A 17,966-nucleotide genomic window follows, 5' to 3' on the forward strand; every position below is an offset into this window, starting at 1 on the left:
TTATTCATTTGTCATTCTGAACGGAGGGAAGCGTAGTGAAGAATCTCATTCTATCTCTTCATTCAGAAATTTCCAATCGGAATTAAATTCTGTAATTAAGGTTTCTTTCTTTTTCCGAGTCCAACCTTTTATTTGTTTTTCTCTCGCTATTGCGGTCTCAATGTCATCAAAATGTTCAAAATAAATTAAATAGAAGCATTTATATTTTGAGGTGAAACTTTTGTCAATAGCTTCTGGATGTTGATGCCAATATAATCTGTTTTTCAAATCATTAGTAACTCCTGTTTATAATACTGTTTTTATTTTGTTGGTCAGTATATAAACATAGTAATTATGAGTTCCTAGGGTTTTCATTTTAAGAGATTCTTCATTGTGCTATGCTTCATTCAGAATGACACAAAGCAACATTAGGCAGTTGGTTCAACTAAAGCTTCTTTCTTTTTGTTTTTATTCATCCAGAAAATTCCAAATGCTGCCAATGCAATGAATAGTCCGAAGCTAAGAAGAGAAAGCCATTTTCCTTTTTCAATTACCTCAGGTTCGAAAATCATTCTGATTTGGTGACTTCCTGCCGGTACATGCACTGCACGCAATAAATAATCTGCTTTAATATAAGGAACTTCTTTTCCGTCTACAGAAACTTTCCATCCGTGAGGATAATAAATTTCAGAGAAAACAGCAAGCTGAGGGGTTTTCGACTGAGATTTGAATTCAAGTTCATTCGGTTCATACTTCGTCAGATTGATGAATGCCGTAGAATCTGCCTGAACAGGTTTATTATCGAAATAAGCTTTGTCAGAAGAAGCTACAACAGCTGTCTTTTTATTATCGATAACACCGATTGACTTGATTTCTTCATTAGGAGTTTCTACAAACTTAATGTCGCTTACAAACCATGCGTTTCCGTTAGCTTTTGGATTAGGAACAACCTGTGGCTGTTCAGGACCTCCGAAAACCATATACTTTGCATTCAATAGATTGAGAACGTTTGGTGTTTTTACACTGTCAATACTATTGATATACTCATTAAGTACGTCGTCATATCTTCTCAGTTTTACAGCGTGATACCCCCCGATAGAAGCTTTGAAGTAAGAGGTATTTGTTTCGCTTGTTACCCCTAAAGTCTGGTTATAGATTCTGTAGTGTGCTTTGTCTTTATCAGCAATTGTTTCTAATGTCTTGTTGATATTTACTGTAGATAAAATAGATTCAAGGTTTGGATTTCCCTGTACTTTTTCTGCCAATAGATCAGAGCTTTCTGTTTGGAAAGGGTTTTCAGCAAAGATCTTGTCTACATAGTTTTCGTCATTTAAATAACGTTTGTTCACGCTCCATAGATCAAATAAACTTACTACGCCAATCACAACCAAAGCAATATTCTGGTTAAGTTTTTTCTTTAGACTTAAGAACAATGCCGCCGCAGTAATTGCAACATAGATGAATGCTTTGATGGCATCTATTCTGAACAGTTTATATCTTTCATCTACAAGATAATCCAGTAGGAAAGGAGGGAAGTATGTCTTCTCATTAGCTGTGGAGAATCCAAGTAAAGATTTTCCGAATACTAAAAGAATTAATAATAATCCCAATGTTCCACCACTTACATACATAAGGATTTTTTGTTTGTATTCCTCTGTAAGTTTTTCATCAGTAAAGAATCTGTATAGCCCTAAAATAGCAATTAAAGGGAATAGTAATTCAACTACGACAAGGATTGAAGATGGCGCTCTGAATTTGTTATAAAACGGAACGAAATCAATGAAGAAATCGGATAATGGCATAAAGTTGCTTCCCCAAGCCAATAAAACAGTCAGGATAGAAGCTCCTAAGATCCAGTAACGGTATTTTTTCGATGCAAAGAAAAATCCTAGCACAGCAAGGAAACATACAATAGCTCCTTGGTAAGCTGGTCCGGAAGTCCCGGGCTGATCTCCCCAATACGTCATTCCGCTGAAACCTTTTGAAATTCTGTCCATTTCAGCTTGTGAGCCTACATTTTCCTGTACAAGTTCCTGTACCCTGTTCATCATTGTTTTTGCTTCAGGCTCCTGACTTCCACCTCCCATTAATCTTGGGATGAATAGGTTTAATGTTTCAAGTTGTCCGTAGCTCCACATCAGCATACTTTCTTTATCCATTCCGGATTTCCCTGAAGTATGACTGTCGTTTGTTAAAATTTGTTTTCCACGTACGGTTTCTTTTACGTACTCAGAATTTGCCATGATTCTCTGAGAGTTCATTCCAACCCCGATTACACAAGATGCTGCAATGATTCCCGAAGAAATAAGGAAGTGCTTCATCGGTGTCTTTTTCTGAATCGCTCTGATCAGTTCAGACAGGAATAAAAATCCTAAGGCAATGAACAGATAATAGGTCATCTGCGGGTGGTTCGCTGCAATCTGAAGTCCCATAAAAAGGGTCGTTACAATGAATCCCCAGATATATTGTTTTCGGATATAAACTAATAAAATTCCGGCTAAAAGCGGAGCAAAATATTCAATGGTATTTACTTTTCCGTTGTGTCCCGCCGCAATAATAATATAGAAATAAGTGGAAAGTCCAAAGAACGTAGCACCCAGCAGGGCGTATTTCCAGTTTCTGACCACTACCATTCCCAAAAGGAAAAAACCTGCAAAAAGCAGGAAGAGATAATTAACCGGTCTTGGCAGAAAATTCAGATTGCTGTCGATTTTCTTGATGATATCACCTTTAAACTGGCTACCCATCTGATAAGTCGGCATTCCCCCGAACATGGAGTCACTCCAATAGGTTTCATTTCCTGTATTGGCTCTATAGTCTAGCAGTTCTTTTGCGCCTCCTCTGTATTGAACAATATCATGCTGAAAAAGCTGTTTACCTGAAAATACAGGGGTTGAATATAAAAATGCTAAAACTATAAATACTACTAATGAAATTGCAATATAAATTAAGTTTTTATTTTTTGCCATGCTGGTTATTATCTTTTATTTCTTGGATTTTCTACCTTTTGTCATTACTCTCTTTTACCTCTTCATAGTCTACGGTTTCAGCGTCCCATTTGAGGTTTTGTTTGTTATTCTTATTCGAGTTGTTGATGTCCTCATGTCTGTTATTATGGTTCTGATTATTGAACCTGTAGCTGTAAAAAGTCTTAAAGAAAATCCTTTTCAGAATATTCCAGACAAAGAAAATAACGATAGCAGAGAGTACTAACTCAAGAATGTACTTCATAACTTTTGAATTTAAAGTTCAAGGTTCAGTGTTTAATTGTTATACTGATTTTTGAACACTGAACCTCAAAAGTTTTGTTTTAATTATTTTGCAGAAGGGTTTACCATTACAGAAGAATTAGAAACACTTTTCATAGACTGTGATTGTTTTCCGTCAGAAAGCGTTTCAATCTGTGTTGTTTTTACAGTGATGTTCTGGTTGGTAATCCATCCTGAATTTTCATCAAATTTAATAGTTCCGTTCTGAACAAGTTCGCTGCTTAAGCTGTGAGTGATTCCTCCTTGGGTCTTCTTGTCAGCTTTTTTAGGGATACCACCTGTTACAGCAATTTCAGCAACTCCATTTCCTAAGCTTTTTAGTATGTAGTTTGAAGTTACTTTAATGTTTCCGCTTGGGTCAGCATTTTCAGAAGTTGTCCATTTTTCACCTATTTTTATTCCTTTTTTAGGAATAATAACAAGATTTTTATTGAATTGATCCTTCAATACTTTTTCGTTGAAAGATTCTTTTAAGCTTGCTACAACGCTTGCTTTCTCATTAGCATCTTTGATAAGCGTTCCTACAGCATTGGATACTTTGGTATAAACTGCATCAAAACCTGTGATAGAAATTACATTCCCTTTGTTGTCCATTTTCATGTCAAGCTTATTACTTGTAAGGGCTCTGTTGATATTCCAGATCATTTTAAGCTCATCTTCTTTAGGAATAGGAAGTTTTGTATCTACTACAATTGTTTTTCCCTGTGCAGACTGAGAGCTTCTTTTAGAAACAAGATTAAGGGTCATTTCATAGATATTTCCTTTAATATCATTAACGGTGAAGTTCATTTCATCTGTAGACTCCGAAGTAGCGGTCATAGATTTCCCCTGAGGATCAGTCATCGTTTTCGTGTCTCTCTGATACGTTGTAAGAGGATATGTTTTTCCTTTTTCAAGTTTAAAAGTTTGCGTAACGATACCAGCAGAGTCTTTAATAGCAGGGTTTTCTACAACCTTAGCCACAGAATCAGCCGGAACTTCTACGGTAACTGTTTTTCCGGTTTTAGGATCTACTTTGGTTACTTTTGCTGTTTCTTTTTTACAAGAAACAAGAGCTATAGATGAGAGTAGCGCTAATGCTGCTATGTTTTTCATTTTCTAATTTTTTTAAGTGTTGTGTTATTGGTACTAATTATTTCAACATTTTCTGTCTTACTGCTTCATATAAGATGGCTCCACATGCTACAGAAACGTTCAGTGATTGAGTTTTTCCCTCGATAGGAAGTTTTATTTTTTCATCAGAATGATGCAGTACTTCTTTAGAAATTCCGGTTTCCTCATTACCCATAACGATAGCGCATGGTTCTGTAAAGTTTACATCATAGATCAGCTTTTGTGCTTTTTCAGATGCTGCAAATACCGTAATTCCACTTTGTTGTAAGAAATCTACAGTATGGGCAAGGTTGTTTGCTTTACAGATTTTGATATTATAAATACCGCCTGCAGAAGTTTTGATCGCATCAGAATTAATAGGTGCTGCCCCTTTCTCGGGAATAATTACAGCGTCTACTCCTACACATTCTGCAGTTCTACAGATGGCTCCGAAGTTTCTTACATCAGTAAGTCTGTCCAAAATCAATAAGAAAGGAGTCTTTCCTTCCTCAAATAATTGTGGAACAATATCCTCCACTTTATGAAACGGAACATCCGAAATAAAAGCAACCACACCTTGGTGATTTTTTCTTGTAAAACGGTTCAGTTTTTCAACCGGAACATAATTGGGACGGATTTTATTTTTTGCTAAAATTGCTTTCAGTTCAGCATAAATAGGACCCTGAAGTGCATTTTGCACAAAGATCTTGTCAATCGTTTTTCCCGCTTCAATTGCTTCAATCACGGGACGCAGCCCGAAAATAAAATCGTCTTTCATTGAAAATTTGTTATATAGTTACAGAGTGAATAGTCAATCGTTAATTTTACCTTGTAAGCCAATTTGGTTGATGTATATTCACATTTGACCATTGACTTACTTTGCAAAATTTACTATCTCCCTTTTTCTCCTAAAATTGCTCTTTTCTGCGCCATTACATATCCATAATGCAGGCTTTCATGCATGTTGTTAAAGATAATGGCATCCTGAATACTCTTCAAATCCATGCCAAAACTGGTTGTATATGGAGTATAATCTGAAAAGAAATCACTGTCATAATCTTTCATCAGAATTTTTGAGGTTTCAGTAAGTAAAAACTCAAGATCCTCCACTTCCGATTTTTGAACATTTAAATTAGGTAATGTTCCTTTTTTGTAGGTTTCAATCCAGTATTTATCAATACGGAAAGGGTTTCCACTAAGGTAATAATGCAGCAGCTGCTGTGTGGCAACGGTATGAGCAATATTCCAGTAAATATTATTGTTGAAACCATCCGGAATCAGCAACAGATCCTCGTGAGAGGTGTTCTGTAGGATGTCTAAAAGATTTTTTCTTACCTGTCTGTGTGCTTGAAAATGATAATTCATTTTGCAGAAATTTTAATCTCCAAAAATAGTTTAATAATCTGGGAATGACAATTTTTTGTCTGAAGGATTAAAGCAAAAATTTTTGATTCGTGAAAAAAAGTATTATTTATTATTTTCTTTTTATGGAAAAAAATGATGGGATTGTAATTGCTTTTAGAAAATTTAACTTTGATCGTCTATTGAATTACCTGTTTTTATGAATGAAAATCCCTCTCGTGAAAATATTCAAAAGAGGGAATTATATTGTTTTTTTTGACTGTTTTTTATGATTTTCTTTGGAATAATTTAAGAATTTACAGTTTATTTCTTGATAATCTTATGTTTGAAGGAGACTCCGTTTTTCAATACAATATTCAAAAAGTAGACTCCTGCACTGTATGATGAAAGATTAATTCTGTTTTCTCTGAATGTTTCTGCTAATTTGCGCCCATCCATGCTAAAAAGAGTCATTGATGCAACATCTTCTTTGGATTTAATATTGACAAAATCAACGGTAGGATTAGGATAGATATTGACATCTATCGTTTTAACATCCTGAACGTTCAGTGAAGCATTACTTTTCCCCTGCATATATACAGAAAGATAAACATCACCTTTCTGTTGATTGAAAACTGCTGTAGGTATGCTGTGTTTTAAAGTGTGATTTCCTGCTGATAAACTTGGTAAAGTAAATCCTCTGATGGGAACAGAATTTCCCGGGCACCAATTATTCCATGATGTCCATTCAGCAAATGATGAAGGTGTAGTTCCATAAATACCGTTGCCTTGGGTATTGTATACTCGGTAAGGTTCACAGGAAGTTCCTCCCGGGGTATAAGTGAGCATCTGCACATCGTCCAGATAGGTGTAATTTTGTCTTCTGATATATTCTTCACCACCACTATCAGCTCCGTGAGGAGTGGAAATGACAAAAAACTTTGCATTGTTAACTGATTCCGGAAGATTGAAGTTGACAAGTCTTACTGTTTCACCAGTAACATCTGTGCTGTTATAGTTGTTTAATCGGTTATAGCTAAGAAGCGGAACAAGAGTGTTGTAATCACTTGGAGTGGCACCGTTATCTGTTGAGAAAAAAGTAAGCGTTCCTGAAAAGACATCAATCCTGTTGGCGCATCCCTGAACCTGTGTTTGAGCGGCATAAGGAACTCCAAAAACATCCAGTTCCATATATAAGTCATAAGCGTTACGGAGAGTGGTATCGTGAAATACACTGTAGAGATTGCTGATGTCGTAAGTGTAAGGAACCTCAATTGGGGAGCGATTCTTGTTCATAAAAGGGGTGATGTATCTCCCGACCTCAATTCTTTTTACATTAGGATCATTCATCTCATAGGTTGCCTGATTTTTAGGCACCATAGCCAGAAATACTTCTCCAAGTCGGTCATAATTGTCGCACAAAGCACCTATTGTTACTCTCATGGCAATTTTTGCTTTAAAGGAATTTAATTCAGCATCCGTCAGTTTTCGGGCGTATCGGGTATTTCCTAATCTTATTAAGCCTGGAGGGACAGGCGTAGATACGGTGGCTGCGTAACCATCATAATATACAGCATCCGAAATCAAATTGGTCATGCTGGTAGATTGCGATTTGAATAGCCCGGATAATAAGAGACCTGAAAAAAGTAATCTTTTAAACATATCATTGATATTTGTTGTAAATATATTAAAATATGCACTTTAATTTGTTTTTATTGAGTATTATTTTTGTTGTTTATGATGTTTTGTTGAATAAAATTTAAATTTCTTGAATTTTTTAAAATTAAAATATCATTTATTATGAATTTATATGATGAATATTTTTTTTATTATAGTAATTTCTGTTTTTATTATTAAATTAGCAAGGTAATTATTGTTAATATTATTAATAATGAAAAGAATTTTACTTTTGTCTTTCTTGTTTGCAGTGTTGAATATAAATGCTCAAATTAATTTAAATATTGGAAGTTCAGCTGTAGGTAGCGCCCCTGTAAGTAGCTTTTTTTCCTATTCCTATGTTCAGCAGATATATCCTAAACAGGAAATCAATGCTAGTGCAGCTGGAAATATTACAGGTTTTACTTTTTATGTTGATCCTTCTGCTACGATAAATGATTCCTCAAACTGGACAATTTATCTTGGGAATACCTCAAAAATGACTTTCACATCCGGTACAGACTGGATTCCTTCCTCACAGCTTACACAAGTATTTGCAGGTACTGTAACTAAGAATAATAACAAAGTTGAAGTCGTTTTTACAACTCCATTCGCTTATAATAATACTGATAACCTGGTTATTGCAGTGAAAGAAAACTCGCCAAGTATTGACATTAATAATTTTGATGAAGCTTTCAAAGTTTATCCATATTTACAGAATTCTACACTTGTTTATAAAGGTGATCGTGCTGTAGTAGATCCCGCGTCTCCTCCAGGTGGAATAAGAGTAGATTATAAATCTGCAATAAGTATAACAGGATTAACGGCTAATCTTGCCCCAGGGTGCCCGATTGTTATGTATCCTTCCAATAATGCACAATTTATTTCTTTATCACCTACCATTACCTGGCAGCAGGTTTTAGGAGCTGATTCTTATAGGATTTCTTTAGGTACAAGTCCAGGGGCAACAGATGTGATCAATCATCAGACTGTAAATGGAACAAGCTTTAGCCTTTCTCCATCTATTGTTCTTAATCGTAATACTAATTACTATTTAAAAGTTACCTCTTTTTCAGTTAATGGTGAATCTTCCGGCTGTACTGATTATACTTTTAAAACAATTCCTCCTATCCCTGCAAATGATGCGTGTTCCGGAGCGTTGCAAATTTCTGAATATCCTTATACATATGTGCAGTCAGACGGAATGTCTTCCACTAATAATGGCGGATTTGCATTGGCTTGCGCAAATGACGGTATGAACGATGGTTTATGGTTTAAGTTTACAGGAAACGGAACACCGTATACTATTAAAGTAAGTCCCGGAGTGGCTTCTTTTGATCCTAAAATAGGAGTATACAACGGAACATGTGATAATTTAGTTTGTGTGGGAACAATGGATAATAATGGTGGAGGTTCATCTGAAACAATTGTAGTGCAAACAACCGCAGGAACTGAATATTATGTAAACGTCGGTTCTTACGAAGATTCTGTAGATAAACCGGAAGATGTATTTACAATAAATATTACAAGACCTTAATTTTTCATTTTAAGAAAACTTTTAAATTCAAATAAAAATGTTGTGGTATTGATTTATCACAACATTTTTTATAACAGATTGAATGATAATATAAAAGATGATAATGAACAACAGAAACTATGTCGTAGAATTCATGTCATCTCGATGTAGAATTCTAAAAGGCTTGTTAAACCCGGAATTTTTAACAAACTTTAACTCAAATATGGCATTCATTGTGTTGATTAATGCAAGTATTTATCAGAAATTTACCACTTATTTTAAATCAAGCTATGTCAGATATACATCAAGCAGAAGATATCCGTCAGTTGACGGAAAAAGTAAAAGAAAAAAACTACTTATTTTCTCTTCTGAGACAAGAAATCAACAAGGTTATTATTGGGCAGGAATATATGATAGACCGTCTTTTGGTAGGGCTTTTAGGAAATGGTCACGTTCTTCTTGAAGGAGTTCCCGGGCTGGCGAAAACCTTAGCCATTAAAACCTTGGCGGATGCTGTTCATGGTGAGTTTTCAAGAATTCAGTTTACACCGGATTTGCTGCCTGCAGACGTTGTGGGAACAATGATCTACAACATCAAAGACAATGATTTCTCTATAAAAAAAGGTCCCGTATTTGCCAACTTTGTACTTGCGGATGAGATTAACCGTGCTCCGGCAAAGGTACAATCTGCACTTTTAGAGGTGATGCAGGAAAAGCAGGTGACTATCGGTGATGAAACCATGAAGCTTCCAAAGCCTTTCTTAGTTTTAGCAACACAGAACCCTATCGATCAGGAAGGAACTTATCTGTTGCCAGAAGCACAAAGTGACCGTTTCATGCTGAAATGTACTATCGATTATCCTTCTTTTGAAGACGAAAGACAGGTGATGAGAATGGTTTCCACATCCCATCAGCCAACGGTAAAACCAGTTGTTTCACTTCAGGATATTGTAGATGCTAAAGAATTGATCAATCAGATCTATCTTGATGAAAAAATAGAAAAATATATTCTGGATATGGTATTTGCAACCCGTTATCCTGAAAACTACGGATTGTCTGAACTGAAGAATTATATCAGCTTCGGAGCCTCTCCAAGAGCTTCTATTAACCTTGCTATTGCTTCAAGAGCTTATGCATTCTTAAAAGGAAGAGCCTTCGTTATTCCTGAAGATGTAAAAGCGCTGGCAAAAGATGTTTTGAGACATAGAATGGGCTTAACATTTGAAGCTGAAGCGGAGGAAATTACGACAGAAGAAATTATCAACAGAATCTTAGCAAAAATTCAGGCGCCATAATGAATGATGTGATGATAAGAAAAGCAGTTCAGGAGGACTGTGCTTCAATGCTGGAGCTAATTAAAGAACTTGCAGAATACGAAAAAGCATTACACGAAGTTACTGTAACATTAGATGAGTTTACAGCAGATGGCTTTGGTGCATCCCCCGTTTGGGGAGCTTTTGTGGCTGAATTAAATGGCGAAATTGTTGGAATTTCATTGTACTATGACAGATATTCTACCTGGAAAGGCAGAAGGTTGTATCTTGAAGATCTTGTTGTGACAGAAAGAATGAGAGGGAAAAAGATCGGAAAACTATTGTTTGATGCTACTTTAGAATACGGAAAGTCAAACCAGTACAGTGGAATGGTATTTCAAGTGTTGAACTGGAATGAATCCGCAATCAATTTTTATAAAAAATACAGTCCGAAATTTGATGATGAATGGCTGAATGTTTCGATAGAGTTTAAGTAAGAATTAAAACATAAGGAAATTCCGGAACTCGAATCCCGGAAGCCCTTAAAGATAATCCCTTTATGCAGATAAAAGATATTGTAAAGAAAGTAAAGCAGATAGAAATCCGTACCAGAAAAAAGACGGAGGCTGCTTTGATGGGGCAATATCACAGTGCCTTTAAAGGACAGGGAATGACTTTTTCAGAAGTGCGCCCTTACCAGTTTGGCGATGAGATCAGAAGAATAGACTGGAACAAAACAGCACGTTTCCGTGAACCTTTCGTAAAGGTGATGGAAGAGGAAAGAGAACTTACGATGATGATTTTGGTGGATATTTCCGCTTCAATGGATTATGGAACCAAAATTCAGTTGAAAAGAGAATATGTAGCGGAAATCGCAGCAAGTTTAGGATTTTCAGCAGCCGGGAATAATGATAAAGTAGGATTGATTCTGTTTGCAGATAAAGTATACAAAGTGATTCCTCCACAAAAAGGAAGAAAACATATTCTTTCCATTATCAGCAATATTCTGACAGCAGATTACGTTCCAGCTGAATCCAAAATAGATAAAGCTTTGGAATATATGATGGGAATCTTTAAAAGAAAATCCCTTGTTTTTTTATTTTCAGACTTTGAAGACGAATATGATTCCAAAATGCTGAGAGTAGCATCCAAGAAACATCAGCTGTTGGGAATGAGAGTATTCGATGAAAAAGATAACGAAATTCCTGATGTAGGATATACTTTATTATATGATGCGGAAACAGGAAAACAAATATGGGCAAATACTTCCAGTGCAAGATGGAGATATACTTTCGCGGAAGCCCAAAAGCAAAAACTGAGAGCATTGGAAGAAGACTTTGCAAATAGTTCAGCTAGTTTTATGAACATTAATACAGGCTCGGATTATTCAAAATTGTTGTATAATTACTTTCAGAAAAAGTAAATCGGGTTTTATCCACATTAAAACATAAGGTTATACCTTTATTATTTATTGAACATTGAGAAAAATATTTTTAATACTGTCTTTTCTAATCTGTGCGAATGCTTTTTCACAGATATTGTCTTCCAATGTAGAGAAGAAGACTATTGCCTTGGGAGAAATCAATCATCTTATTATTAAGGTTGATAATCTGCGTGGGCAAGAAGTGATTTCTGCACCTAAAAATGAATTGCTTCCTTTTCATTTTGAAGAAACCAAGGACAGCATCGGACAGAATATTAACCTATACGAGAGAAAAATAGAGTTTGCTGTTTTTGAAGAAGGAAAATTTACGATTCCTGAACTTGACTTTAAAGTAGGCGACAAAGTTCTTAAAACAATTCCTTACGAGATTGAAGTCATTAATACAGCCCAAAAAGCTGACCAGATTAATGATATTATGAAAAATAAGGAAGTAAAACTGCAAGCAGAAGATTATTGGGAGCTTTATAAATTCTATATTCTGGCTGCAATCGCTGGAATAGCACTTATACTTGCTATCATTATGATTGTAAAATGGGGCAGAAAAGCTAAGAGTAATCCTGCTGTAGCGACCAATCATACCTTAAAGGAACTAGATTCTCTAAAAAAGAAAAAGTATATAGAAGCTGGAAACTTCCGTTCATTTTATGTTGAACTGATTGATATTTCCAGAAACTTTATCACCAAACAATATCATCTTCCGGCAGATGTTCTTCTTACGGATGATCTTATTGATGTGATGAAAAAGAATAATACCATTTCTCAGGACAATGAAAAAATTGTGGAAGACGTTTTCCTTAGAGGAGACTTGGTGAAATTCGCAAAAACCTTTCCCGATCAGGAAACCATGGAAAAAGACTTTGCTAATATCAGAGATTTTGTGAAAAGATCATCCAAGGACTTAGAATTTGAAAACTTAAGAAAAGATGTTTGATTTTGAGTTTTATAGTCCGTGGTTCTTATTGCTTTTTCTGCTGTTTATTCCGCTCTTTATAAAAGATGTCAGAAAACAGAAAAGAAAAGGTATAAAAGTTCCTACCACAAAAAATATGGATGCCAGTGGCGGAATTCAGGGTGTACTTTTTTTATTGAAAATATCAAAGTATATCATACTTTCCGCTCTGATCATTGCTATGGCAAGACCCAGAACCTTTACCGTTTCACAAGATAGAGACGATACAAAAGGAGTAGATATAATGCTTTCTATTGACGTTTCTCTCAGTATGCTGGCAAAAGACCTTAATCCTGATCGTATCACTGCATTAAAGGATATTGCCATAAAATTTGTACAAAAACGTCCCAATGATAGGATAGGAGTTGTGGCATATGCTGCAGAAGCCTTTACAAAAGTTCCGGTAACATCAGATCACCAGGTTGTTATTGATGAAATTAAAAACCTGAACTCAGCAGGGCTTGAACCCGGAACAGCAATTGGAGAAGGACTTTCCGTTGCGGTAAACCATTTGGTTAAAAGTAAAGCAAAAAGTAAAGTGATCATTCTGATGACGGATGGAGTAAGTAATATTGAAAACGCTATTCCGCCACAGCTTGCTGCTGAACTTGCAAAAAATAATGATATTAAAGTATACACTATTGGTATCGGAACAAACGGATACGCACTGATGCCTACTGCGGTAGATTTTTTCGGTGACCTTATCTTTACTGAAACAGAAGTTACTATCGATGAAAATACATTGAGAGAAATTGCCGAAACTACAGGTGGTAAATACTTCAGAGCAACTTCAAACAGCAGTCTTGAAGAAGTGTATGATGAAATCAACCAGTTGGAAAAATCAGATGTGAAGGTTTCAAGGCTTTACAACTATCAGGAATACTTTACAGTTTTTCTTTGGATAGCATTGGGAGTCCTCTTTTTTGATGCGTTGTTGAGATGGGTTTTTTATAAAATTTTAAGCTGATGAGTTGGTCGTTAGGAAATTATTGGTATTTATTTTTACTGTTGCTTCTGCCGCTGTTAGCTTCCTTTTTGATCCGTTTTTTAAAATGGAGAAAGAAAAAAAGAGATCTCTTTGCAGCAAGCCAGTTTCATGATCATTTATTTGAAAAGAATTCAGGATTTACAAAGTTTTTTCCTGCATTATATCTCTTAGGCACATTGTTCCTGATATTCTCTATTATTGATCTACTGAATGGTTCAGAAGAAGTAAAGAGCAATCAGAAACTGAATAATGTGATCTTTATGCTGGATGTCTCCAATTCTATGAATGCGGAAGATATTGAGCCAAGCCGTCTCGTTGAGGCTAAAAACCTCATGATACAAACCATGCAGAAAATGAATAATGATAAGATAGGAATTGTCATTTTTGCAGGACAGGCGACTTCAATCATGCCATTAACCACAGACTATAGTTCCGCCGAAACCTACGTTACAGGAATAGAAACCAATTCCATGAAAATTCAGGGAACAGACTTTCTGAAAGGAATGCAGGCGGCAGCGGAAAAATTTAAAAATGTAAGCAAAGGGTCAAGAAAGGTTATATTGTTGAGTGATGGTGAAGATAATGAAGGAAATGACAACGCAGCTATAAGACTTGCTAATAAAGAAGGAATAACTATCACTTCTGTTGGAATAGGCTCAGACGAAGGGGCACCTGTTCCGGAATATACTGCCGGACAGCTGATGGGTTACAAATCTGACATAAACGGCAATACGGTAATCTCAAAAAGACAGACAGAAGCCTTAAACAAATTGGCAGGATCTACAGGGGGGACTTACATTGATGGAAATAATATCAATGAAGCACCGGACAGAATCATTGAAGCTATCAATAAGAAGTCTTCCGGATCAGAAACGCTTGTGAAATCACAGAATGCCAATCATTATTACCAATATTTTTTGGCTGTATCTATCCTGTTTTTCTTTTTAATTTATATTTTTAATCCTAAAAATGACTTTAATGTTTAGTCTCCCTATTATGGATAATGATTATAAAGACTACTTTAACCGAATTTTAACAAATAAAACCCTGTTTCTTAACATATAAAGGAATAATTTTGCAAGTGATGAATACTAAAATCATATTTTTAGCGTTAATAGTTGCTTTCTCCTTCTCAGGCATTATGTTTGGGCAGGAAAACTATAGAACATTGGTTCATGAAGGCAACCAGAAATTTGATGGTAAAGACTATGATGGAGCTTCCTCCAAATATATGGAAGCTGTAAAATCCAACGAAAAAGATTTTACGGCTCACTACAATATGGGAAATGCATTATATAAGAGTAAAAAATATGAAGAGGCAAAAGCAGAGTTTGAAAAAGCAGAACAGCTTTCACAGACTCTATCTGATAAATCAGCTGCACTTCATAATTTAGGAAATACTTATATGCAGATGAACCAGCCGGAAAAAGCGGCAGATTATTATAAAAAAGCTCTGAAGCAAAACCCATACAGTGAAGCAACCCGAAAAAATTATGAGATTGCGAAGCTGAAGGAAAAAGAAAACGAACAGAAGAAAAACCAGCAGAATAGCTCAGGAAAAGGTGGCGGTGGAAATGATCAGAATAAAGGTGACGATCAGAAAGGAGATAAAGACCAAAAACAGGATCAGGGAAAAGGTCAGCAGAATGAAGGTAAAAGCGATCAGGGAAATAACCCTCAGCAGAATCAGAATAATGAAGGGAAAATGCCAAAGAACCTCGAAGATGCTCTTTTGGATAAAATAAACAATAAGGAAAAAGAAACCGCCAAAAGAATTTTAAATAAGAATTCTTATTCGATGCCTGAAAGCAACGAGAAAGATTGGTGATGCAGAACAAATGGATTTACATATTGCTTACTCTAGCATCCGTAATTACTTACGGACAGGTAAACCTTACTCTGGACGCAGATAAAAATGAATACGGTGGAAAAGATATTGTAAACCTTACCATCGTTCTTGAACTGAACGGAAGCGATCTTGTTCAGCAAACAGGTTTCCAGCTTCCTGACCTTTCTAAATTTAATATTATAGGCAGCGGATCCGTTACCAATACTGTAATAGACCCGGCAACCAATACACTGATTACTCAAAAAGTATCCAGAATCGCTCTTGAGCCAAAGAAAAAAGGAAAAATAAAGATAGGTTCCGTTCTGGTGACCGTTAATAACAAAATCTACAAAACAGAACCTTTTGACGTCAATATTCGTGATATTGTTGACAAAAGATCGTTGGCAAGTAATACTTCCAATGAAGTATATCTGAATATGGAGATTGAAGACAGGGAAGTATACCAGGATCAGCCTACGATTGCTGTTCTTAAAGTATATTCCAGAAACATGGATAATCTTCGAAAAGTAAAGAATATCCGTCTTCCTCAGCAGGATAATATCAATGTACATCCTATCAATTTCGCGAAATCAGAAATAGACCCTTCCGGTAATGGGAATATGGCATCTCAGGTATTGGCAATGTTTATGGTGTTTCCAAACGAAGCAGGATATGTAGAAGTTCCCGGAGTATCCGCTTCGGTAAGCAGTTATTCTCACAAAAATAAAATAGTTTCCAACAAGGTAAAACTGAATGTCAGAAAACTTCCTGAAGGTGCTCCTGAAAGCTTTAAAAATGCTGTAGGAAACTTCAATGTGAGTGTTTACGGTACTTCAAAAGAAAAGCCGGAAGCAAAAAAACCGATGAATGTTGTGGTAAAAGTAGCTGGAGAAGGAAATTTACCTGACCTGGAACTTCCTAAAATTGCAGCATCTCCGGATTATGAAATTTTTGCCCCTAAAATTACCACTAAAGTATCTCCGGGTACTACTGGGATGAAAGGAGTAGTTCTTGCTAATTATGTGATCATTCCAAATAAATCAGGAGAGATTTCAATTAAAACAGAACCATTTGCTTTTTTTGATCCTCAGGATCGAGACTATGTAGACGTTGGGCAAAAGACTTTGGCTGTAAAAACTTTTTCTCATGATCAGATCATGGAGTCCCGAACTACGGTGGAGAAAGTAAATGAATACACCAATAATCTGCTTGAAACGGTAAATACCCCTGTTTTAAAAACCACTTCATTTAAAGTAAAAGAAAAGAGTAAATTCCATTGGAGTATTCTTTTGACCAATATTGCTATTCTTTTAGGTTTATTTATTGTCTATCTTTTATTTAAAACTTGGCAAAAAAAACGTACATTAGTTAGGGAAACCGTATCTCAGAAACCATTAGGTTCTGTAGCGGAAACAGAAAAGGAAATCAGAGAGTTGATGAAAACAGACATCAATGATTATTTCGGATATCTTGAAAATCTTAAAGACAACAATGATTATGATAAGTTCTTTGTAACATTGGAAGAGTTGGATCAGGAAGTAAGAAATCAGTATTTCAAAGGCTCTGTTACGGAGTTTAAGACTTTTCTAGAAAAGCACAAAGGTTCTTCTGTGGCAGAGGAATATGGAAATTTGCAGCAAAGAATTGAAATGGAGAAATATTCACCTGTGAAATCTTCGGAAGGAATTGAAGAACTTTTGAAAACTATTGTTAATTTATATTCACAAATTAGCAAATAGTTAATTTATTTTCATATTTTTGCGAAATTTTTAATTACAAAGGGATGGAAATTCTTGATGGATTCTCTTTCAAAGAGATCGTTACCAGCTTTATGGTTCTATTTGCCGTTATTGATATAATCGGTTCAGTTCCTATTATCGTAAGCCTTCAGCAAAAATTTGGAAAAATTGAGGCTGGTAAAGCAGCAATCACTGCCGGAGCAATTATGATTGTTTTCCTGTTTGTAGGAAACAAAATTCTTAAACTGATCGGAGTGGATGTAAATTCCTTCGCCATTGCCGGAGCTTTTGTGATTTTTGTCATAGCTTTGGAAATGATTTTAGGAATTGAAATCAACAAAACAACAGAAGCAAAGGCTGCATCCATCGTTCCCATCGCATTTCCACTGGTTGCAGGTGCGGGAACTTTAACGACTGCCTTATCTCTTAGAGCTGAATTTCATGATATTAATATTATCTGCGGAATTATTCTTAATACAATTTTCGTATATTTGGTGCTGAAATCAGCGAAATGGTTAGAGAAGAAAATTGGAGATGCTACATTGATGATTCTTCAGAAAGTTTTCGGTATTATCCTTTTAGCAATTTCAATTAAATTATTCACTGCAAATTTTGCCCAATTGGTGCTGAATTATGTTAATTTTTAAAAATTATGAAGAAGTTTTATAAAGTATTTTTAGTACTGTTCATCGTTTTCATCGCTATTAATTTGTATGCTATCAACTGGCAGAATGACCTTATCGCTGATGAAGACAACATTAAGTTTGTGTTTTCTGCAGCTGCAGCTGCTATAGGTCTTATCTTACTTTTTGTAATGGATACCTGGAGCAGAATCGGTGTGAAAAAATAATTCATATACTGATATTATAGATATAGCCTCTTTCGTTTTGAAAGAGGTTTTTTTATGGTAGA

At 35.5% G+C, this 17,966-nt stretch carries 17 protein-coding genes and 1 pseudogene; 11 read left to right on the plus strand and 7 right to left on the minus strand.

Features of this window, described 5'->3' with window-relative positions:
- Positions 1-45 precede the first annotated feature (45 nt).
- The 7 genes and pseudogenes from BW983_RS00485 to BW983_RS00515 form a co-directional block, all read right to left on the minus strand.
- A pseudogene (locus BW983_RS00485) lies at positions 46-273 on the minus strand (GIY-YIG nuclease family protein); the annotation flags it as partial.
- A gap of 134 nt (positions 274-407) precedes the next feature.
- Positions 408-2,948 (minus strand): YfhO family protein, encoded by a 2,541-nt coding sequence (locus BW983_RS00490; RefSeq protein WP_076549065.1) that lies wholly within the window; start codon positions 2,946-2,948, stop codon positions 408-410.
- 31 nt (positions 2,949-2,979) lie between these two features.
- Positions 2,980-3,210, minus strand: coding sequence for a hypothetical protein (locus tag BW983_RS00495; RefSeq protein ID WP_076549066.1), 231 nt, complete (start codon positions 3,208-3,210; stop codon positions 2,980-2,982).
- Positions 3,211-3,293: 83 nt separating this feature from the next.
- Entirely contained in the window at positions 3,294-4,343 is a 1,050-nt protein-coding gene (locus tag BW983_RS00500; protein ID WP_076549068.1) for a DUF6263 family protein, read from the minus strand.
- 37 nt (positions 4,344-4,380) lie between these two features.
- Positions 4,381-5,118 (minus strand): 23S rRNA (guanosine(2251)-2'-O)-methyltransferase RlmB, encoded by a 738-nt coding sequence (rlmB, locus tag BW983_RS00505; RefSeq protein WP_076549069.1) that lies wholly within the window; start codon positions 5,116-5,118, stop codon positions 4,381-4,383.
- Between the two features lie 113 nt (positions 5,119-5,231).
- Positions 5,232-5,705 (minus strand): DinB family protein, encoded by a 474-nt coding sequence (locus BW983_RS00510; protein WP_076549071.1) that lies wholly within the window; start codon positions 5,703-5,705, stop codon positions 5,232-5,234.
- 300 nt (positions 5,706-6,005) lie between these two features.
- Positions 6,006-7,343: a peptide-N-glycosidase F-related protein gene (locus tag BW983_RS00515; protein WP_076549072.1), complete on the minus strand. Its 1,338-nt coding sequence runs from the start codon at positions 7,341-7,343 to the stop codon at positions 6,006-6,008.
- A 229-nt stretch (positions 7,344-7,572) separates the two neighbouring features.
- Between BW983_RS00515 and BW983_RS00520 the strand changes: the two genes are divergently transcribed.
- From BW983_RS00520 to BW983_RS00570, 11 genes are all read left to right on the plus strand, one after another.
- A complete protein-coding gene (locus BW983_RS00520) occupies positions 7,573-8,874 on the plus strand; it encodes a hypothetical protein (protein WP_076549074.1) in 1,302 nt (433 codons plus the stop codon).
- Between the two features lie 269 nt (positions 8,875-9,143).
- Positions 9,144-10,148: an AAA family ATPase gene (locus BW983_RS00525; RefSeq protein WP_076550749.1), complete on the plus strand. Its 1,005-nt coding sequence runs from the start codon at positions 9,144-9,146 to the stop codon at positions 10,146-10,148.
- Positions 10,149-10,159: 11 nt separating this feature from the next.
- Positions 10,160-10,603: a GNAT family N-acetyltransferase gene (locus tag BW983_RS00530; RefSeq protein ID WP_228408926.1), complete on the plus strand. Its 444-nt coding sequence runs from the start codon at positions 10,160-10,162 to the stop codon at positions 10,601-10,603.
- Positions 10,604-10,665: 62 nt separating this feature from the next.
- Positions 10,666-11,529: a DUF58 domain-containing protein gene (locus BW983_RS00535; RefSeq protein ID WP_076549077.1), complete on the plus strand. Its 864-nt coding sequence runs from the start codon at positions 10,666-10,668 to the stop codon at positions 11,527-11,529.
- A 55-nt stretch (positions 11,530-11,584) separates the two neighbouring features.
- On the plus strand, positions 11,585-12,481 hold the full coding sequence (locus BW983_RS00540; protein WP_076549078.1) for a BatD family protein: 897 nt from the start codon (positions 11,585-11,587) through the stop codon (positions 12,479-12,481).
- Positions 12,474-13,466: a VWA domain-containing protein gene (locus BW983_RS00545; protein ID WP_076549080.1), complete on the plus strand. Its 993-nt coding sequence runs from the start codon at positions 12,474-12,476 to the stop codon at positions 13,464-13,466. Before BW983_RS00540 ends, BW983_RS00545 begins: the two co-directional genes overlap by 8 nt.
- Entirely contained in the window at positions 13,466-14,473 is a 1,008-nt protein-coding gene (locus tag BW983_RS00550; RefSeq protein WP_076549083.1) for a vWA domain-containing protein, read from the plus strand. Before BW983_RS00545 ends, BW983_RS00550 begins: the two co-directional genes overlap by 1 nt.
- 98 nt (positions 14,474-14,571) lie before the next feature.
- Positions 14,572-15,315 (plus strand): tetratricopeptide repeat protein, encoded by a 744-nt coding sequence (locus BW983_RS00555; RefSeq protein ID WP_084184253.1) that lies wholly within the window; start codon positions 14,572-14,574, stop codon positions 15,313-15,315.
- Positions 15,315-17,054: a BatD family protein gene (locus tag BW983_RS00560; RefSeq protein ID WP_076549086.1), complete on the plus strand. Its 1,740-nt coding sequence runs from the start codon at positions 15,315-15,317 to the stop codon at positions 17,052-17,054. Before BW983_RS00555 ends, BW983_RS00560 begins: the two co-directional genes overlap by 1 nt.
- A 44-nt stretch (positions 17,055-17,098) precedes the next feature.
- On the plus strand, positions 17,099-17,701 hold the full coding sequence (locus BW983_RS00565; protein WP_065392691.1) for a MarC family protein: 603 nt from the start codon (positions 17,099-17,101) through the stop codon (positions 17,699-17,701).
- A 5-nt stretch (positions 17,702-17,706) separates the two neighbouring features.
- On the plus strand, positions 17,707-17,904 hold the full coding sequence (locus tag BW983_RS00570) for a hypothetical protein (RefSeq protein ID WP_076549088.1): 198 nt from the start codon (positions 17,707-17,709) through the stop codon (positions 17,902-17,904).
- The last annotated feature ends 62 nt before the right edge of the window (positions 17,905-17,966 follow it).

It is taken from the genome of Chryseobacterium ureilyticum, assembly GCF_900156735.1.
GTDB classification, from domain to species: domain Bacteria; phylum Bacteroidota; class Bacteroidia; order Flavobacteriales; family Weeksellaceae; genus Chryseobacterium; species Chryseobacterium ureilyticum.